Here is an 18,090-nt window from a genome sequence, read left to right on the forward strand (position 1 = left end):
TGGTCAGGATGCCAGCAGGCGGGAGAGGTCATCGACGATACTCGTCGCGCCCGCATCGCGCAGGGCCTGCGCGCCTGCGCCACGGTCGACGCCGACCACCACGCGGTACCCGGCGGATGCCGCGGATGCCGCACCCGAGACCGCGTCCTCGACGGCGACGGCCTCGGCGGGCTCGACGCCCAGCGCGACGGCCCCGGCGCGGAACATGTCCGGCGCGGGCTTGGACGCGAGGTGGTCGCGCTCCGCGACGACCCCGTCGACCACGACGGTGAAGAACGAGCGGATGCCGGCGGACCCGAGCACCTCCTCGGCATTCTTCGAGCTCGACACGACGCCCATCGGGATGCCGGCATCCCGCAGCTGCTCGATCAGCGCGAGCGATCCGGGGAACGGGGCGATGCCGTGCGCGCGCAGCTCGGCGGCGAAGGCGGCGTTCTTGCGGTTGCCTATGCCGCAGATCGTGTCCTCGGTCGGGGCGTCGTCGACGTGCCCCCAGGGGATCTCGACGTTGCGGCTGCGCATGACGGCGGCGACGCCGTCGTAGCGCTTCTTGCCGTCGACGTGCGCGTAGTAGTCGACATCCGTGTACGGAGGCGTGATGCCCCAGTGCGCGAACACGTCATCGAACACCGCCTGCCAGGCGCGCATGTGCACTTCGGCCGTCGGGGTGAGCACGCCGTCGAGGTCGAACAGGACTCCGGCAGCGGCACGCAGGTCGGGCAGGGACTCGGGCACGGGTGCTCCCTTGTCGTCGATCGGAATGGGACCGGTTCCAGCGTAACGGCGCCAGGGCCTCTCAGACCACGGCGAGCGTCTGCCGGGCGATCTCCAGCTCCTCGTCGGTGGGCACGACGAGCACCTCGACCGTGGAGTCGTCTGCGGAGATGCGCCGGATGCCGCCGCGCCCGGCGTTCCGCTCCTGGTCGATGCGCAGGCCGAGGAAGCCCAGCGTCGCCAGCGCGTCCGCGCGCACCGGCGCGGCGTTCTCGCCGACACCGGCGGTGAACGAGATCACTTCGACGCCGCCGAGTTGCGCGATGTACGCTCCGGCGTAGGCGCGGAGGCGGTGGATGTAGACGTCGTAGGCCAGCGTCGCGGCATCCTCTCCCGCCTCGCGCCCGGCGAGGATGTCGCGCATGTCGCTGCGCCCGGCCAGCCCGAGCAGGCCGCTGCGCTTGTTCAGCAGGGCGTCGAGATCGTCGATGCCCATGCCGGCGCGGCGGGCCAGGTGCAGCAGTGCGGCAGCGTCGATGTCGCCGGAGCGCGTGCCCATCACGAGGCCCTCGAGCGGTGTGAGGCCCATCGAGGTCTCGACGGACTCGCCGCCGCGGATGGCGGCGACCGATGCCCCGTTGCCGAGGTGGAACACGATCTGGCGCAGCTCTGCGACATCCCGCTCGAGGAACGCGGCCGCCTGCTCGCTGACGTACTTGTGGCTGGTGCCGTGGAAGCCGTACCGGCGCACGCGGTGCGCGTGCGCGAGCTCCGCGTCGATCGCGTAGGTGTACGCGGCGGGAGGCAGCGTCTGATGGAACGCGGTGTCGAACACGGCCACGTGCGGCACGGCGGGGAACGCCTTGCGCGCGGACCGGATGCCGGCCACGTTGGCCGGGTTGTGCAGCGGGGCGAGCACGGCGAGGTCTTCGATGTTGATCTCGACCAGCGGGGTGATCACGGTGGGCTCGAAGAACCGGGCGCCGCCATGCACCACGCGATGGCCGACGGCGACCGGCGGGAACTCGGCGAGCGAGGGGCCGTGCTCGGCGAACTGCTCGAGCATCACCGCGAACGCGACGTCGTGGTCGGCCACCGGACGCTCGACCCTCGTCGTGGCGTCCAGCATGGTCGGGGCGGGCTCGCCGGGCTCCGCCGTCCGACGGATCGTGTGCGAGACGATGCCGGTGGACTGCCCGATCCGCTCGATCAGGCCGCTGGCCAGCTCGGTCTCGCGATCCATGTCGAGCAGGCTGTACTTCAGCGACGATGAGCCGCTGTTGATCACGAGGACGGCGGTCATCGGTTCTCTCCGTGGGCCTGGATAGCGGTGATCGCGACGGTGTTCACGATGTCGTCCACGAGCGCGCCGCGGCTGAGATCGTTGATCGGCTTGTTGAGCCCCTGCAGCACCGGGCCCATCGCCACGGCCCCGGCCGAGCGCTGCACGGCCTTGTAGGTGTTGTTGCCGGTGTTCAGATCGGGGAAGACGAACACGGTCGCGCGACCCGCGACTGCGGAGTCGGGCAGCTTCGCCCTGGCGACAGCCGCGTCGGCCGCGGCGTCGTACTGGATCGGCCCTTCGACGGGCAGCTCCGGCGCGCGCTCGCGAACCAGCGCGGTGGCCGCACGCACCTTGTCGACCTCGGCGCCCGACCCGGACTCCCCCGTCGAGTAGGACAGCATGGCCACCCGCGGGTCGATCCCGAACTGCCTCGCGGTCGCTGCCGACGAGATCGCGATGTCGGCGAGTTGCACGCTGGTCGGCTCGGGGATCACCGCGCAGTCGCCGTAGACGAGCACCCGGTCGGCGAGCGCCATCAGGAACACGCTCGAGACGACCTCGACACCGGGCCGGGTCTTGATGATCTCGAACGCGGGGCGGATCGTGTGCGCGGTGGTGTGCGCTGCGCCCGAGACCATGCCGTCGGCGAGCCCCAGGTGCACCATCATCGTGCCGAAGTACGAGACGTCGGTGACGGTGTCGGATGCCTGCTCGAGCGTGATGCCCTTGTGCGCGCGCAGGCGGGCATATTCGGCGGCGAAACGCTCCACGAGGGTCGGGTCGGTGGGGCTGAGGATCTGTGCGGCGTCGAGATCGATGCCGAGGGCGGTCGCCCTGGCGCGGATGTCGGTCTCGTCGCCGAGGATGGTCAGGTCTGCGACATCCCTGGCGAGCAGGATCGCGGCGGCACGCAGGATGCGGTCGTCGCCGCCTTCGGGCAGCACGATGCGCCTGCGGTCGGCGCGGGCGCGCTCGATGAGCCCGTACTCGAACATGAGCGGCGTGACGACGGAGGACTCGGCCAGGCCCAGTTCGATGGTCAGCTCGGTGAGGTCGACGTTGCGCTGGAACAGGGCGAGCGCCTTGTCGTACCGCTGCCCGGACTGCACACTGAGCCGGCCGCGGGTGTTCATGATGCGGGTGGCGGTCTCGAACGTGCCGAGGTCGGTGGCGACGATCGGCACGCCGATCGCGAACCCCTCCAGCAGTTGCTCGATCGGCTCGGGCAGCTCGAAGGGGCCGTTCAGCACGATTCCCGCGATCTGCGGGAAGGTGCCGGAGGCGGATGCCAGGAGGGCCGCGAGCAGCACCTCGGTGCGGTCGGCGGCGATCACCACGACGGCGCCCTCGGTGATGCGCGGGAGCACGTTCACCATCGACATGCCCGAGATGACGACGTCGAGAGCCTCGCGGTCGAGCAGCGCGGGGTCGCCCTTCAGCAGACGCCCGTCGACGGCGCGCAGCACGCCACGCATCGAGGGCGCGACCAGCGCACGGTCCTCGGGGATGGCCCAGACCGGTGTGCGCCGGTGCGGGACGGCTTCGACGACCTCGACGGTCTGTGCCAGAGCATCCGGGTCTGCGCGGTTGACTATCACAGCGAACAGCTCGGCGCGCTCCGCGGCGAGCTCGGCGAGCGCGAGGGCCGCCATCTGGCCGACCTGGGCCGGGGTGCGCGCTGTCGTGGTGCCGAGCCGCTCGGCCTGGGTCTGCTGGTCGCGGCCGGAGAGCACCAGCAGCACCGGGGCGCCGAGGTTCGCGGCGACGCGGGCGTTGTAGCCCAGCTCCGCCGGGCTGGCGACGTCGGTGTAGTCGCTGCCGAGCACGACGACCGCGTCGCACTGCGCCTCGACCGCCTTGAACCGCGCGACGATGGTGGCGAGGGCGCCGTCGGCGTCGCGTCGCACATCGTCGTAGGTGACGCCCACGCACTCGTCGTAGTCGAGCTGCACGCCGTCATGGGCGATCAGCAGCTCGAGGATGTCGTCTCGCTCGGTCGTCGACCGCGCGATCGGCCGGAACACCCCGACGCGCGGCGAGACGCGCATCAGCGCGTCGAGCACTCCGAGCGCGATCGTGGACTTGCCGGTGTGCCCCTCGGCGGACGTGATGTAGATGCTCTGCGCCACGGGTTCAGCCTATGCCGGGGCGGGGACGGGCCGGGGCCGACTACTCCACCCGCAGCTCGCCCCGTCCGAACGGAAGCACCGGCGCCCGGTACACGAGTTCGCCTGCGTCAGACGGCGAGAGCGTGATCTCGGCCTGCCCGAATCGCCACATCCTGTTGAACAGGAACACCTCGAGCCGTTCCGGTCGTCCGGCCGACACCTGCCATGTGCCGACGCCCCACTGGCTGGGCTGCCCTCGGCCGCCGATCACCAGGGTCGGACGGATTCCGGCGTAGAGCGCGAACCTGGGCTTGTGCAGGTTCAGCTCGATGCGTCGTGTGCCCGATGTCATGCGTGTCACGCTATCGTCACCCGCGACGCGGTCCGAAGTATCAGGAGCACTCCCCCGACAGCGCGTCCACCACGGCCGTCGCGTCGTCGTGGAACTGGGCGTAGTAGTCGCGTTCGGTGTTCACCTGCACACGGTGGATCGCCTGCGACGGCGGCATGCTCTTCCAGCCGTCCAGCTTGCCGAGCTTCGCGTAGAACAGGCCGGCCGCGCCGGCGGGATCCATCCGGGTCTCGGCGCTCCCCCACCAGTTCTGCTGCTGGAACAGGCCGATGCTGGTTGTGCGACTGCCGTCGGGGTTGGTGAATCCGCGCGTCTCCCAGTCGCCGTAGTCGATGTTGTGCAGGCTGCTCTCGCCCATCGCCGTCATCACACCGAGGATCTGACCGTCGCGCGCGAAGCCCAGCGTCCGCGCCGTCTGCACGATCACGGCCGCGTTCTCGAGCTGGTCGCCCTGCCAGCCTGCGACGCCCTTCGCCGGGAACGATGCCGGGTCGGCCGCGCACAGCGGCCGCTGCTCCGTCATCCGCATCGGCACCACCACAAGCAGCGTGGCGACGGCCACGGCGAGCGCACCGATCGCGACGCCGCGCAGGCGGCGCTCGCTGCTCCGGCGCCGAGCGGCGGCCGCTCGACTGGTGGCGTGCACGCTCGCCATCGTGCCAGCATCCGCTGTGAACGAGGCGAAGGAGGCAAAAGAAAAGACCCTCCGCGCACCCGACAGAGCCCGGTTACCCTTGCTACGTTTCCGTCCTGGGGGAATTGGCCTGGGTGTCGTCACGCGGAGAGCCGTTGAACAGTCTAACGGATGCGGAGAGGCGTTCCGTCCGGACGCCCTTCGTCTCGCTCCGCTCGCTCAGGACCCGCGAAAAGCAAGCTCAACGGTCCTCGGGGCGGACTACGATCAAGGCAACGCGCACAGACGGGCGAAAGGGACTCCATGACCGACGACGCACCCTCGATCACGGCCGAGCAGTTCGCTGCGCAGACCTCGCGGATCATCGCGTCGGTCAGCGCCGTCATCGACGGCAAACCCGACGCCGTGCGCAGCGCACTGGTATGTCTGCTCGCGCAGGGCCACCTGCTCATCGAGGACGTCCCCGGTGTGGGCAAGACGATGCTGGCCCGCGCACTCGCCGCGAGCGTGGATGCCACGGTTCGGCGCATCCAGTTCACCCCCGACCTGCTGCCAGGCGATGTCACCGGCGTCTCGGTCTACGACCCGGTGGACCGAGAGTTCGCGTTCAAGCCCGGCGCGATCTTCGCCCACATCGTGATCGCCGACGAGATCAACCGCGCCTCGCCGAAGACGCAGTCCGCGCTGCTCGAGGCGATGGAGGAGGGCCAGGTCACGGTCGACGGGGCCACTCATCCGCTGCCCGACCCCTTCCTCGTCGTCGCGACCCAGAACCCGCTCGAGATGGAGGGCACCTACCCGCTGCCCGAGGCCCAGCGCGACCGCTTCATGATGCGCATCTCGATGGGATACCCGGATGCCGCTGCCGAGGCCCTCATGCTGCGCCAGCGCGACACCGTCAACCCGCTCTCCGCGGTCACCCCGGTCGCGGATGCCGCATCGGTGCGATCCCTGATCGCGCACGCCCGCAAGGTGCACGTCGCGGAGGCGGTCGAGGAGTACGCCGTCGCCCTTGCCCAGGCCACCAGGATGGACCCCAGCCTGCACCTGGGTGCCAGCCCCCGTGCCACCCTGCAGCTCGTGCGCGCCGCGAAGGTGCACGCCGCCCTCGACGGACGCGACTACGTCATCCCCGACGACCTCGCCGAACTGCTCTCCTCCGTGTTCGCGCACCGTCTGCTGCCGGCCCGCGGAGCGCATCGCGCCGGCGCCCAGCCGGTGGAGGCCGCGCTGGCGCAGATCCTCGACCGGGTCCGCGTGCCGCTCGCCGCGCGGCTCTGATCATGCGCCGGCGACCGCTCACCCTGCGCGGTGTGGGGTGCCTGCTGTGCGGCATCCTGCTCGTGATCGCGGCGAACCTGATCGCCGCCCCCGTGCTGATCTACCTGGCCGTGCTGCTGTTCGCGCTGCCGCTGGTCGCCGCGATCGCGGTGCACCTGCCGCGTCGCGGCGGCACGGTGTCGCGAGTGATCTCCACCGACCTGCTCACGGTCGGCGAGACCTCGCACGTGATGGTGCGCTTCGACTTGCGGGCGCTGCGCGCCCCCTACGGGCTGTGGCGCGACGAGCTGCCCGCCGCCGTCACCGGCGACGCATCCGGAGAGTACGAGCGCGGCAGCACCTCGCTGCGCTACCGGGTCACCGGTGCGCGACGCGGGGTCTCGGCGCTCGGGCCGCTGCTGCTGCGCACCGTCGACCCGTTCGGCCTCGCGCAGCGCGAGCAGCAGTTCGGCGACACGAGCATGATCACCGTGGTGCCGCAGGTGGTCGCCCTCGAGCCGCTGCCGGTGCGGGTCGGAGCCTCCGGCGGCAGCGCGCACTCCCGGTCCAGCAGACTCGGACCCGGCAGCGACAACCTCACCCCGCGCCACTACGTGCCAGGCGATTCGATGCGCCGCATCCACTGGCGGGCCACCGCGCACCGCGGTGACCTGATGGTGCGGCAGGAGGAAGAGGAAGCGAGCCCGGACGCCGTCGTGGTGCTCGATCGCGCCGCCTCGCGGTGGGCGCGCCCCGGCGTCGCTCCCGACCCGCTGTTCGAGACCGCCGTCTCGCTGTGCGCCTCCGTCGCCGTGCGCCTGGTGCAGGACGGCTACGGCGTCGACGTGATCGACAGCGCCGGGCAGCTGCTCGGATCGCTGCACGGCCATGAGGACGACCGCGACGGCCTGCTGGTGGCGCTCGCCACCGTCTCCCCGCGCGGTGAGGCGCGCGACATCGCCGCGCTGGTGGGCGGGTCCGCCCCGGGCCCGCTCGTGGTCATCACGGGCGCGATCGGCGAGGAAGACGCCGATCGGCTGCGCGCGGCGGGTGCGGCCGCCCCGATCCTGTTCGCCGCCGGCCCCGGCGACGGCGCCCTGGCCGCCGCGGCTGCCCGCGGCTGGCGCACCGCCGAGATCTCCGAGGACACCGACCTGTCGGATGCCTGGCAGGATGTCATCCCGATGCCGGGGGCGCTGCATGGCTGATCCGTCGCCGCAGAGCGCATGGGGCGTGCACAATCCCGACGCGCATCCCGCTCCGGTCGCCCCCGCACTGCTCGCCGCCGCCGCGACCGCCGTCGCCGTCTGGCCGTACACCTCGGCGGTGCTGCCGGGCGCCTGGACGATGGTCGTGGTGGTCGTCATCATCGCGACGGCTGTCACCGGCATCCTGATGCGGAAGCTGCTCTCCCGCCGAAGCGCCGCCGCACGGGCGGGGACGACGCTCGCGGCGCAGCTGGCGGTGGTCTCCCTCGTGCTCACGACGATGCTCGTGCGCGAAGCTGCATGGTTCGGCATCATCCCCACCCCGACCGCGCTGCGGCTCGCATCCGCGCACCTCGGCAACGCGTTCCAGGAGGTGCTGAACGGCGTCGCGCCGATCGAGGCCACCACGGGGATGGCCGTCCTGCTCGGCTGCGCCTTCGGGCTGCTCGCCGTGCTGATCGATCAGTTCGTCGCGCTGCGCTGGGTGATCCCCACCGCACTGGTGGTCGCGGTCGTCGGCGCGGTGCCGATGGTGATCGTCAGCGGCGGCGCGAACGTCGTCTGGTTCGTGCTGCTCGCCGTTCTCGTGCTCGTGCTCTTCCGGTACGGAGCGCGGCACGACGACCGCGCGCCCCGGCGCAGCTCGGGCACGGTGGCGACCGCCGTGGGGGCGGTCGCCGTGGTCGCCGCGCTGGTTATCGCACCTGGGCTGCCGGTGTCGGCGACCCTGCCCGGCACTGGACCGACGGTACGCGTCGATGCGACGCTGCGACTCGGCGACGACCTGCGCCGTCCAGAGGGCGTGCCGGTGATGTCCGTGGTCACCAGTGCGGCGAGCGCCCCCTACCTCCGGCTGGCCACGCTCTCGCGCTTCGACGGTGAGATCTGGCGCCCGGATCGGCCCGCTCGGCAGCCGATCGACGACGGCTTCGGCTCGGCGGACTGGTCGTCCGCGGTGAAGACCGAGGACGAGCGCACCTCGATCCGCGTCAACGGCATGTCGAGTTCGCGGCTGCCACTCCCCTACGCCGCCGAGAAGATCTCCGGGCTCGACGGCGGCTGGGAGGCGATGCCACGCAACCGCACCGCCTCGTCGGACACGCGCAACGCCGACGGCGCCGACTACACCGTGACCTCGACCGACGTGCAGCCCTCACTCGAGCAGATCCGCGCCGCCCGGGCGCGCGGCGCCGATGACGGGGAGGTCACCGGAGAACTGCCACCGGTGATCGCCGAGACCGCCAGAGAGGTGACGGCGAAGGCCACGAACGACTACGACCGCCTGATCGCCCTGCAGAACTGGTTCCGCAGCCAGTTCACCTACTCCCTGGAGACGCCGGTCGACCAGAACTTCGACGGCACCGGCGCGGAGGCCGTGGTCTCATTCCTCAGTGTGCGGTCGGGGTACTGCATCCACTTCGCCGGTGCCTTCGCCCTGATGGCGCACAGCATGGGCATGCCGGTCCGCATCGTGGTCGGGTATCTGCCCGGTCGCGCGACCGATCAGGAGCGCGACGACCGGCCCATTTACGAAGTGGACAGCGACCAGCTGCACTCCTGGCCCGAGGTGTTCTTCGAGGGCATCGGCTGGGTGCCGTTCGAGCCCACGGCGACCCTGGGAGTGCCGACCGATTTCGCGGCGGCCGGCGGCGGCAACGGTGAGGCTCCAGAGGCTCCGACGCCGACCACGGCGCCGACGACCGCACCGTCTCCGGCAGCGACAGACGACCTGCGCGACCCCGGCGCGCAGGGCGGCGCCATCGGAGGCCGGCAGGTCGCGAACCCCGCCCCGTTCCTGTGGACGATGCTCGGGCTGCTCGTGGCGCTCCTGCTGCCCGCACTGATCCGACTCGCGCTGCAGTTCATGCGCCTGCGCCGCGCCTCGCGCGGCGACGCGCTGGTGGCGTGGCGCGAGTTGCAGGCGACCATGGTCGACCTGAGGATGCCGGTGTCGGATGCAGACACCGCGCGCACGCGCGGCGACTGGATCGTGGCAGAGACGAAGGCGGATGCCGCGGACGTCGCGGCCCTCGTGCGCGCCGCGGAGCGCGCGGCCTACGCGAAGACGTCGGATGCGGCATCGGCTCTCGCCGGTCCGCTGACGCGGGTCGACCGCGCACTGCGCGCCTCGTCGAGCGTGCTGGCGCGGCTCGGTGCCCGCCTGGTGCCGCGGTCGCTGCTGCCGCGTCGCCGGGACGGCGCGGCGGTGGTCACCGGGAGGTAGTCCGCGCCGCGTGCTCCTGGCAGGGAACCACGTCGCAGGTCGCGCAGACCACGAACTGCCGGCGGCAGGCGGGATCAGGGCAGTTCGCGGTGCGGCTGGTCGGATCGCCGCACCCGGCGCAGACTCCGATCACCGCGGCATGGTCGGAGAAGTCGACCGAGCCGCGCTTGTCGAACACGTACAGCGAGCCCTCCCAGAGCCCGTCGTCGCCGAACCTCTCGCCGTAGCGAACGATGCCGCCCTCGAGCTGGTAGACCTCGCCGAAGCCGCGCGCGGTCATCAGGCTGGAGAGCACCTCGCAGCGGATGCCTCCTGTGCAGTACGTCACGACGGGCTTGCCCTTGAGGTGGTCGTAGGCGCCGCTGTCGAGAAGCCCGACGAAATCGCGCGTGGTCTCGGTGTCGGGCACGATCGCGTTCTTGAACCGGCCGATCTCGGCCTCGAGGGCGTTGCGCCCGTCGAAGAAGACGACCTCCTCGCCGCGCTCGGACATCAGTTCGTGCAGGGCGTCCGGCGTCAACCGCGCTCCCCCGCCGACGACGCCGTGCTCATCGACCGCGAGCTCGCCCGGCGCCCCGAAGGACACGATCTCGTCGCGCACCTTCACGCTCAGCTTCGGGAAGTCGACACTCAGGCCGTCGGCGTCGAGCCCGGTTCCCTCGCTCCACTTGATGTCAGCGGTCTTGAACGCGGGGTGCTCGCGGAACCGCCGCAGCCACTTCTTCACGTTCGGCAGATCGCCGCCCAGCGTGCCGTTGATGCCCTGCGCCGAGATGAGGATGCGGCCGCGCAGGCCGAGCAGCTCGCACACGTCACGCTGCCACAGCCGGATCGCCTCAGGGTCGGCGAGCGGCGCGAAGGCATAGAACAGCACGATCTTCGGGGTGGGCACCAGAAGATCTTAGGATGCCGCCCTGGGGAGGCTCGCTCAGGCGAGGGCCCCGACGGCTTCCTCGATGAGCCTCCAGAACCGCTCGACATCGAGGTCCATCGCGATGTCCGCGTTGGCCGGGCGCCCGAGGCCGCCGAGCAGGTCGACGCTTGTGGCTCCCCGGGTCTCGGTGCCGTTCAGCTCCACATCGAGGCGGGAGCGCACCGTCGTCGCGACGCCCGGGTCCGCGAGCAGTGCGACCGTGATCGGATCGTGCAGCGGAGCATCCGGCATGTGCTCCGCCTTCTCGTAGGTCGCGCAGAAGAAGTCCAGCAGCTCGCGTCCGAACGCCGCGGTGCGCGTGCCGATCGCCCCGATGCGCTCGCGCACCGCGGGAGTGATCAGCGCCTGATGCGAGATGTTCAGGCCGACCATCGTGAGGTCCATCCCGCTGTCCAGCACGAGGGCGACGGCCTCCGGGTCGGTCCAGGCGTTGAACTCCGCGTAGGGGGTCGTGTTGCCTCGGCCGGTCGATCCGCCCATCCAGACCACGCGCGCCGCGCGGGCGAGCACGTCGGGCCGCTCCTTCGCCAGCACCGCCACATTGGTCAGCGGTCCCGTCGCCACGATCGTGACGGACTCCGCGGATGCTTCGATCACGTCGGCCATCAGGTCGAGCGCGCTGCGCGGGTCGACCGGGACCGTCGGCTCCGGCAGCTCGGGTCCGCCAAGCGCATTCGCGCCGTGGATCTCCTCGGCCGGATGCAGAGCGCCGGCCAGCGGGTGCGCTGCCCCTGCCGCGATGGGCACGTCGGTGATGCCTGCGACCGTGCAGGCGATTCGCGCATTGCGCGTCGTGTGCTCGAGCAGGCCGTTGCCACCGACCGTGGTGATCGCACGCAGATCGATCCCCGGGTGGGCGGCGGCGAGCCAGAGCGCGAACACGTCGTCGTGCCCCGGGTCGCAGTCCAGGATGATGGGGGTGCTCACGATGACGACTCGTCGGTGAGCCGCTCGCGCAGGCCGTCGAGCTCACCTCGGGTGAGCCCGCCGCTCAGAAGGTATTCCGCGCTGCCGCCGCGCTCGTCCAGCCAGGCCAGCGCGGCCTCGATCGCAGACGGCGGCGTCTCGGTGACGACCTCGACGATCGCAGGCAGCGCGGGCACGCCCATCGCGGTCATCCTCGCCAGCATCCCTTCGGCCCACTCGCCGGCGAGATTCGCCTGGCTCGACGCGTAGTCGGCGACGATCGCGGCGCGCTCGACGCCGACGGCGTCCAGCAGCAGGGCGGTGGACACCCCGGTGCGGTCCTTGCCCGCCGTGCAGTGCACCAGCACGGCCGGATAGCGGGCATCCGCGGGCGTCACGATCAGGCGGGCGACCTCAGCGAAGGCGGAGGCGCTGTGCTGCAGCATCCCGCGATAGAGATCCGCCAGAGTCGGGATGCGCGAGAGCAGGTCCTTCGTCGTCGCATCATCCAGCTTCAGATCGGCGGGCATCGCCAGCGCCGCCTCCAGGATCGACAGCTGGACGACGCGGATGTCGCGGCCGGCGGGCAGCCGATCGGGAGCCTGCGCCCGCTCGATGTCGGTGCGGAAATCGACCACCGTGCCGATCGGGCTCTGCGCGAGCGCCGAGAGCCCCGTCTCCGTGGCCGCGGTGAGCGCATCGGAGCGGTACAGCACGCCCGATCGCGTCGAGCCGCCGGCGCGCAGCGGCATCCCGCCGATGTCACGCGAGTTGTGGGTTCCGTCGATGATGGCGCTCACGCCGCCTCCTCGTGTTCTGGCGTACGGGAGACAGCGTAGTCGGGCCGAGCGGGCGCCCAGCAGGACAGGGTTCACTGAACCGGTTCATGTACACGCCGCGATCCGTTCACCGGACGGACCCCTTCCCGCATTACGGTGTCGTCGTCGCCCTGGCGACCGTGACCGCCCCTCGGACCACAAGGACTCGCATGATCTCTCGACGCTCCCTCATGACAACAGCCGCCGTCGCCGGAACGACCTGGGCGGCGACCGCGGGCACGACGGCTTCCGCGGCCTCCACCGCGGCAGCGGACAGTGCGCACGGCAACGGCAAGGTGACGAGGTTCAACGTCATCAGCGACATCCAGGGCGACCTCGCCGACTTCGCGATCGCGCTGAAGGACCTCGCCCGGATCAATCCGGGCAGCGCCGGCCTCGCCGTGGCCGGCGACATCACACCGCGCGGATACGACTTCGAATATGCGGAGGTGTCCAAGGTCGTCCGCGCTCACACCGTGCCGGCCAAGCTCTCCTGGGCGATCGGCAATCACGAGTTCTACGTGCCGAAGTACTCCGATCCGGACACGCTCGCCCAGGCCACCTGGCCGAACGGCACGACCGAGGACTCGCTGTTCCGCAGCTTCTACAACTTCGCCGGGCGCAACCGGACCTACAGCGAGCAGGTCTTCGGCGACATCCCGGTCCTGACGATCGGCACCGAGAAGTACATGCACTACCACGATGCGCAGCTGTGGGACGAGGTGTGGCTCAGCGACGCGCAGTTCACCTGGCTCGAGGAGCGCCTCTGGCACTGGCGCAGCCGTCGCCGTCCGGTGATGGTCATCAGCCACCATCCGCTGCCGAACACGGTCTCGGGCTCGCGCAACAAGCTGTACATGAAGGACTACCTGCAGGCCGAACGACTTCTCGGGCTGCTGGGCCGCCACCCCGATGTGTTCCTCTTCACCGGGCACACCCACTGGGATCTCGCCCTCTCAGACTGGTGCGTCCGCCGGATCGTGCCCGGCACGGGCAACCTCGACGGATTCACCGTGGTCAACACCGGCGCCATCCAGACCGGATGGACGGACAACGGCACCGGAGGCGAGGTCGCCGTGCCCGGAGCGTTCAACCAGGGCCTTCAGGTCGAGGTCGGCAGGCAGTCGGTCACGATCAGGGCCCGAGACTTCGGCCGCGGCGAGTGGCTCAAGCAGATGACCGTTCCGCTGTCCGGCGGCCGCTGAGACCGGACGTGGTCCTGGGCATCCTGCTCCATCGGATAGGATGGTCAGGTTGTTCCTTGGTGACGTGTCCGAGCGGCCGAAGGAGCACGCTTGGAAAGCGTGTGTTGTGCAAGCAACCGCGGGTTCGAATCCCGCCGTCACCGCCAAAGCCCCGAGCCCCTGGACGAAGTCCCGGGGCTCGGGGCTTTTCCGGTGACGGTTGGCACTTCGAACAACAGGGCCCCACGCGGCCGGAGGCTCCGCGCGCCGCCTATTCTGCGCAACGGGACCGGTGTGCCGGGCGAGGCGGCGGGTGGAGTAGCCGCGAGGGACTCGAATCCCGCGCGCAACACGAGACGCCCGCCCCACAAGGCGGCGTGTGGAGGAACGTCGAGGGACTCGATTCCCGCGCGCGAGTCCCCTCAGCCGCCGAACCGCACCCCGTACACGCGCACGCCCTCGTCGGACGGGAGCACCTGCATGCCGAGGCGCTCGTAGAACTTGCCGGCACCGGTGTTGTCCGGGTTCATGCCCAGGTGCAGTCCCGCGATACCGCGGTCCGCGAGCTCTGTGAAGAGCAGTTCGGTGAGGCGCCGTCCGAGTCCCATGCCCTGCGTCTCGGGCAGCAGGTCGATGTGCAGGTGCGCGGGGTACTCTGCGGCGTTGGGCACCTCGTTGCCGCCTCGTTCGGCGGCGTACGACATCACCCAGGTCTGGCGCTCATGGCCGGGGACCGGCGGCACGGGGTACTCGCCGACGCGCGTCGGCCACCACTCGTCGTGGAACCAGCGCTCGAAGGACACCGTGTCATCGGTCGCGACGATGTAGCCGATCACCCGCGAATCGTCCGACTCGACGACCCAGCACAGGTCGGGATGCCGCTCGGCGTAGGGCACAGCCCAGATATCGCCCCAGAGCCGGTCATCGGAGAGGATGCCGGTGGCATCCGATCCGGAGTCCGCGGTCTTCACGCACACGTCGTAGAGACCGTCGCGGTCGGCCGGGAGATAGGGGCGGGTCTGCGGCACGGAGTCCTCCTGGGTCAGGCAGCGCGCTCCGCCCGCGGCGGGCGCCGTTCCCAGCGTAGCCAGCCCCAGAGCACAGCGGCGACCAGCAGGCCGGCGCCGGCGCCGATGAGGACGCCCCCGAGCGTGTCGGTCAGCCAGTGCACGCTCAGCAGGGTGCGCGAGAGCGCCATCGCGACGGTCCACAGCGCACCGAGCAGGGCCACCCACACCCGGGGCGCGATCAACCACAGCACCACGGCGATCGTCGCCGCATTGGCCGTGTGCCCCGAGGGGAACGAGCCGAAGTCGGAGGCGACCAGCAGATCGGCGGGCCGCGCCCGCCCGAGCACGTTCTTGAGCAGCTGCACGATTCCCGCGCTCACGGCGAAGGCGGCGAGCGCGAAGAGCGCCTCCCGCCACCGGCGGAAGACCAGCAGGATGCCGGCGATCACGAGGGGTACCAGGAACGTCGCCCGCCATCCCCCGCCGATCCAGTTGAAGATCAACGCGGCGTCGACGGCCCACGGGCGGCGCATGTCGCCCATCAGGGAGTTCCAGCCGGTGTCCATCAGATCTGCGGCGGGCACCCACGTCACCAGCATCCCGAGCAGGACGGCCGCGACCACGAGAACCCCGCCCGCGATCCCCGCCGTGCGCCTGTCCATCGTGCCATTCTGCCGCAGCGACCGAGTCGTATGCTCGGGCCATGACCCTCATCGCATCCTCGGCCGCAGATCTCGCCGACCGCTACCCGATCGAAGAGGCCAGGGTCCGGCCGCACAAGACCATGGACGGCGCGGGGTTCAAGATCCGCACGCTGGCGATGGATGCCGGAGCCGTGCTGCGTGAGCACCGAGCCCCGGCGCCGATCCTCGTGCAGGTGGCATCCGGCCGCATCCTGTTCCGGGTGGAGGGCGCGGAGCACGACCTCTCCGCCGGCGGCGCGATCCAGGTCGACGCCTCGGTGCCGCACGAGGTCGAGGCCGTCGAGCCCTCGCACGTGCTGCTCACCCTGCTCGGCTGACTCTGGGTCAGCCGAGCAGGAAAGCGTCAGCCCTTCGTCGCGCCGGCCAGCAGACCGCGCACGAAGAACCGCTGCAGAGCGAAGAACACGATCAGCGGGACGATGATCGAGATGAACGTTCCGGCGGACTGCAGGAACCACCGGTCGCCCCATGTGCCGGACAGCGAGTTCAGCGTCTGCATCAGTGGCAGCGAACTCGATGGCGCGAAGATCGTCGCCACCAGCAGGTCGTTCCACACCCAGATGAACTGGAAGATCGCGTAGGACGCGATGACCGGCATCGACAGCGGCAGGATGATGCGGAAGAAGATCTGCCCGTGCCCTGCGCCGTCGACCCGCGCCGCCTCCATGAGCTCGCTGGGCAGCTCGGCCATGAAGTTGTGCAGCAGGAAGATCGCCAGTGGAATCGCGAAGATCGTGTGCGCGATCCACACCGTCGCGAAGCTGTGGTCGACGTCGCGCATCGCGAGCCCGGGGAAGATCGCCACCCCGTTGATCGTGAGGCCGCGCGAGAACAGGCTGAGCAGCGGCACCAGCGTCATCTGGATCGGCACGATCTGCAGCGCGAACACGGCCACGAACAGGAATCCCCTGCCCTTGAACGGGATCCATGCGAACGCGTACGCACCGAGCGAGGCGACCGCAATCGCGAACACGGTGACCGGGATCGTGATCGCCAGCGAGTTGATGAACGAGTCCGCCAGCGTCAGCGCCGTGCCGCCCGCGCTGAACGCCTCGATGTAGTTCGAGAACGTGAAGTTCGGGTCGACGAACACCGTCCACCATCCGCTGACCGCGGAGTCGGCGCCGGGACGGAACGAGGTGACGAACAGCCCGAGGGTGGGGATGGTCCAGATCACGGCGATCGCGATCGCGACGATGGTCGCGGTCTTCGACGTGAGCTTCTTGTGCGCCTCGTTCTCGAGCTTGCGGGTCTCACGCGCGACCTGGCGGGCGGACCGCCCTTCCGTGTGCGGCGTGGTGTCTACGGTGGCCATCAGCGCACCTCCCTCTGCTTGCGCAGGCTGCGCACGTTGTACACGATCAGCGGCACCATGAACAGGAAGAGCACCACGGCCAGTGCCGAGGAGTGTCCGTAGCTCTGGAACCGCTGCTGCTGGTTGACCATCTCGAAGCCCAGCACCGAGCTGTTCGACCGGCCGCCGGTCATGTTCGCGACGATGTCGTAGACCTTCAGCGACGCGATCGTGATGGTGGTGAGCACCACGATGATCGAGGAGCGGATGCCGGGGACGGTGACATTCCTGAACCGCTCCCAGGCGTTCGCCCCGTCGAGCTCAGCCGCCTCGAGCTGCTCGGACGGCACGCCCTTGATGGCGGCGGACAGGAACACCATCGCGAAGCCGGTCTGGCTCCAGATGAACACCGCCAGCAGGCAGAACGTGTTGATGAACGGCGTCTGGTCGAGCCATCCGATCGGCTGTCCGCCGAACCAGGTGATGACCGCGTTCAGGATGCCGATCTGCTGGCCCTGCCGGTAGTCGTAGACGAACTTCCAGATGATGCCTGCGCCGACGAAGGAAATCGCGACGGGCATGAACACCAGCACCTTGAGGATCTTCTCGCCGCGAGCACGGTCGATGAAGACGGCGTAGGCCAGGCCGATGATCGTGGAGATCGTCGGGGCCAGCAGCGCCCAAATCAGGGTGTTGACGACCGACCACAGGCCCTCGGGCTGGGTGAAGGTCCAGATGTAATTGTCGACGCCGACGAACTGCTTGCCCGTCTTGTCGAAGAACGACTGCACGAAGGTCGCGATCGCCGGGTAGATCAGACCGACCAGCAGCAGGATGGATGCCGGGGCCAAGAAGATGATCAGCTGGAACAGGTAACCGGCGCCGGCTCGGGCTCGATAGTCGGCGAAGAACAGCAGCGCGCCGGCGAGCAGCGCGATCGCGACCACGTAGACGACGGCGCCCTGGTAGGGGCGCATCATCATGAACGCGACGAACGGGATGACGAAGCAGGCGGCCACGCGCAGGATCGCATAGCCCTTGCCCGGCCTCGGCGCGTACTCGATCAGAACGAGGATCAGCGCGACGACCAGGCCGAAGACCACGATGACGACGGGGATCTGCACCAGCGGGTTGAGCCCGCCGATCCAGACGAAGAAGCTGTTCAGCGAGAATCCGAGCGAGGTCGGTCGCGGGTTCTCCACCGGGGTGCGCGTGACCATGAACAGGAACAGCGCCACGATGAGCACACCGACGATCAGGGCGACCAGTCTGGTGACGCGGGAGGAGTGCCTTCCCTCCTTCGCCGGCGGCGGGGGTGGTGCGCTCGACTTCTTCGGGGTGATGAGCGTGCGGGTGTCAGTCATGACCCTGCCTTTCTGAGCACGTCGTCGGGCTCTGGATGGGGGCCGCCCGCGAAGAGCGGACGGCCCCATCCTGCCGGACTCGAGCCCGTCG

17 protein-coding genes, 1 tRNA gene and 1 other RNA gene are annotated in these 18,090 nt (G+C 70.1%); 6 read left to right on the forward strand and 13 right to left on the reverse strand.

Annotated features, from left to right (window positions below):
• Nucleotides 1–3: 3 nt before the first annotated feature.
• The 6 genes from ACFVDO_RS15280 to ffs all read right to left on the reverse strand — a co-directional run bounded on the left by ACFVDO_RS15280 (nt 4) and on the right by ffs (nt 5,250).
• Nucleotides 4–735, reverse strand: a complete 732-nt coding sequence (locus ACFVDO_RS15280; protein ID WP_378859520.1) for an HAD family hydrolase — start codon at nt 733–735, stop codon at nt 4–6.
• A 61-nt stretch (nt 736–796) separates the two neighbouring features.
• Nucleotides 797–2,017: an acetate/propionate family kinase gene (locus ACFVDO_RS15285; protein ID WP_378859519.1), complete on the reverse strand. Its 1,221-nt coding sequence runs from the start codon at nt 2,015–2,017 to the stop codon at nt 797–799.
• The gene (pta, locus tag ACFVDO_RS15290; RefSeq protein ID WP_378859518.1) at nt 2,014–4,128 is read right to left on the reverse strand and encodes a phosphate acetyltransferase; all 2,115 of its coding nucleotides are present in this window, start codon (nt 4,126–4,128) and stop codon (nt 2,014–2,016) included. The genes ACFVDO_RS15285 and pta overlap by 4 nt, the downstream gene beginning before the upstream one ends.
• Nucleotides 4,129–4,168: 40 nt before the next feature.
• Nucleotides 4,169–4,459 carry a hypothetical protein gene (locus ACFVDO_RS15295; RefSeq protein ID WP_378859517.1) on the reverse strand — a complete coding sequence of 97 codons (291 nt, stop codon included), beginning with the start codon at nt 4,457–4,459 and terminating at the stop codon, nt 4,169–4,171.
• A gap of 40 nt (nt 4,460–4,499) precedes the next feature.
• Nucleotides 4,500–5,114, reverse strand: coding sequence for a hypothetical protein (locus ACFVDO_RS15300; RefSeq protein ID WP_378859516.1), 615 nt, complete (start codon nt 5,112–5,114; stop codon nt 4,500–4,502).
• A gap of 39 nt (nt 5,115–5,153) precedes the next feature.
• An RNA gene (ffs, locus tag ACFVDO_RS15305) (signal recognition particle sRNA small type) lies at nt 5,154–5,250 on the reverse strand.
• A 146-nt stretch (nt 5,251–5,396) separates the two neighbouring features.
• Between ffs and ACFVDO_RS15310 the strand changes: the two genes are divergently transcribed.
• From ACFVDO_RS15310 to ACFVDO_RS15320, 3 genes are read left to right on the forward strand one after another with little or no spacing between them, the layout of a single operon-like run.
• A complete protein-coding gene (locus tag ACFVDO_RS15310; RefSeq protein ID WP_378859515.1) occupies nt 5,397–6,374 on the forward strand; it encodes an AAA family ATPase in 978 nt (325 codons plus the stop codon).
• A 2-nt stretch (nt 6,375–6,376) separates the two neighbouring features.
• On the forward strand, nt 6,377–7,561 hold the full coding sequence (locus tag ACFVDO_RS15315) for a DUF58 domain-containing protein (protein WP_378859514.1): 1,185 nt from the start codon (nt 6,377–6,379) through the stop codon (nt 7,559–7,561).
• Nucleotides 7,554–9,785 (forward strand): transglutaminaseTgpA domain-containing protein, encoded by a 2,232-nt coding sequence (locus ACFVDO_RS15320; RefSeq protein WP_378859513.1) that lies wholly within the window; start codon nt 7,554–7,556, stop codon nt 9,783–9,785. The genes ACFVDO_RS15315 and ACFVDO_RS15320 overlap by 8 nt, the downstream gene beginning before the upstream one ends.
• Here ACFVDO_RS15320 and ACFVDO_RS15325 read toward each other — a convergent pair.
• The 3 genes from ACFVDO_RS15325 to ACFVDO_RS15335 are packed head-to-tail and all read right to left on the reverse strand — an operon-like array spanning nt 9,772 to nt 12,425.
• Nucleotides 9,772–10,677, reverse strand: a complete 906-nt coding sequence (locus ACFVDO_RS15325; RefSeq protein ID WP_378859512.1) for a rhodanese-related sulfurtransferase — start codon at nt 10,675–10,677, stop codon at nt 9,772–9,774. The genes ACFVDO_RS15320 and ACFVDO_RS15325 overlap by 14 nt on opposite strands.
• 36 nt (nt 10,678–10,713) lie before the next feature.
• Entirely contained in the window at nt 10,714–11,646 is a 933-nt protein-coding gene (locus ACFVDO_RS15330; RefSeq protein ID WP_378859511.1) for a nucleoside hydrolase, read from the reverse strand.
• A complete protein-coding gene (locus ACFVDO_RS15335) occupies nt 11,643–12,425 on the reverse strand; it encodes a tyrosine-protein phosphatase (RefSeq protein WP_378859510.1) in 783 nt (260 codons plus the stop codon). The genes ACFVDO_RS15330 and ACFVDO_RS15335 overlap by 4 nt, the downstream gene beginning before the upstream one ends.
• A 209-nt stretch (nt 12,426–12,634) precedes the next feature.
• Between ACFVDO_RS15335 and ACFVDO_RS15340 the strand changes: the two genes are divergently transcribed.
• Nucleotides 12,635–13,648: a metallophosphoesterase family protein gene (locus tag ACFVDO_RS15340; protein ID WP_378859509.1), complete on the forward strand. Its 1,014-nt coding sequence runs from the start codon at nt 12,635–12,637 to the stop codon at nt 13,646–13,648.
• A gap of 58 nt (nt 13,649–13,706) precedes the next feature.
• A tRNA-Ser gene (locus ACFVDO_RS15345) sits at nt 13,707–13,794 on the forward strand.
• Nucleotides 13,795–14,049: 255 nt separating this feature from the next.
• Here the strand turns inward: ACFVDO_RS15345 and ACFVDO_RS15350 are convergent.
• A complete protein-coding gene (locus ACFVDO_RS15350) occupies nt 14,050–14,655 on the reverse strand; it encodes a GNAT family N-acetyltransferase (protein ID WP_378859535.1) in 606 nt (201 codons plus the stop codon).
• A gap of 14 nt (nt 14,656–14,669) precedes the next feature.
• Nucleotides 14,670–15,299, reverse strand: coding sequence for a phosphatase PAP2 family protein (locus tag ACFVDO_RS15355; protein WP_378859536.1), 630 nt, complete (start codon nt 15,297–15,299; stop codon nt 14,670–14,672).
• 41 nt (nt 15,300–15,340) lie between these two features.
• On the opposite strand from ACFVDO_RS15355, the gene ACFVDO_RS15360 reads away from it, so the two are divergent.
• A complete protein-coding gene (locus ACFVDO_RS15360; protein ID WP_378859537.1) occupies nt 15,341–15,658 on the forward strand; it encodes a cupin domain-containing protein in 318 nt (105 codons plus the stop codon).
• Nucleotides 15,659–15,684: 26 nt separating this feature from the next.
• Here the strand turns inward: ACFVDO_RS15360 and ACFVDO_RS15365 are convergent, their stop codons facing one another.
• Nucleotides 15,685–16,656: a carbohydrate ABC transporter permease gene (locus ACFVDO_RS15365; RefSeq protein ID WP_378859538.1), complete on the reverse strand. Its 972-nt coding sequence runs from the start codon at nt 16,654–16,656 to the stop codon at nt 15,685–15,687.
• Complete coding sequence (locus tag ACFVDO_RS15370) at nt 16,656–17,999, reverse strand: carbohydrate ABC transporter permease (protein WP_378859539.1); 1,344 nt, start codon at nt 17,997–17,999, stop codon at nt 16,656–16,658. Before ACFVDO_RS15370 ends, ACFVDO_RS15365 begins: the two co-directional genes overlap by 1 nt.
• Nucleotides 18,000–18,090 lie beyond the last annotated feature (91 nt).

Origin of the sequence: Microbacterium sp. NPDC057741, from assembly GCF_042798735.1 — a bacterium.
Lineage (GTDB): Bacteria > Actinomycetota > Actinomycetes > Actinomycetales > Microbacteriaceae > Microbacterium.

Coding starts and splice junctions, on each gene's coding strand:
- ACFVDO_RS15285 (WP_378859519.1), bottom strand. CDS start 2,017: ATGACCGCCGTCCTCGTGATCAACAGCGGCTCATCGTCGCTGAAGTAC.
- ACFVDO_RS15295 (WP_378859517.1), bottom strand. CDS start 4,459: ATGACATCGGGCACACGACGCATCGAGCTGAACCTGCACAAGCCCAGG.
- ACFVDO_RS15300 (WP_378859516.1), bottom strand. CDS start 5,114: ATGGCGAGCGTGCACGCCACCAGTCGAGCGGCCGCCGCTCGGCGCCGG.
- ACFVDO_RS15310 (WP_378859515.1), top strand. CDS start 5,397: ATGACCGACGACGCACCCTCGATCACGGCCGAGCAGTTCGCTGCGCAG.
- ACFVDO_RS15315 (WP_378859514.1), top strand. CDS start 6,377: ATGCGCCGGCGACCGCTCACCCTGCGCGGTGTGGGGTGCCTGCTGTGC.
- ACFVDO_RS15320 (WP_378859513.1), top strand. CDS start 7,554: ATGGCTGATCCGTCGCCGCAGAGCGCATGGGGCGTGCACAATCCCGAC.
- ACFVDO_RS15340 (WP_378859509.1), top strand. CDS start 12,635: ATGACAACAGCCGCCGTCGCCGGAACGACCTGGGCGGCGACCGCGGGC.
- ACFVDO_RS15355 (WP_378859536.1), bottom strand. CDS start 15,299: ATGGACAGGCGCACGGCGGGGATCGCGGGCGGGGTTCTCGTGGTCGCG.
- ACFVDO_RS15360 (WP_378859537.1), top strand. CDS start 15,341: ATGACCCTCATCGCATCCTCGGCCGCAGATCTCGCCGACCGCTACCCG.
- ACFVDO_RS15365 (WP_378859538.1), bottom strand. CDS start 16,656: ATGGCCACCGTAGACACCACGCCGCACACGGAAGGGCGGTCCGCCCGC.
- ACFVDO_RS15370 (WP_378859539.1), bottom strand. CDS start 17,999: ATGACTGACACCCGCACGCTCATCACCCCGAAGAAGTCGAGCGCACCA.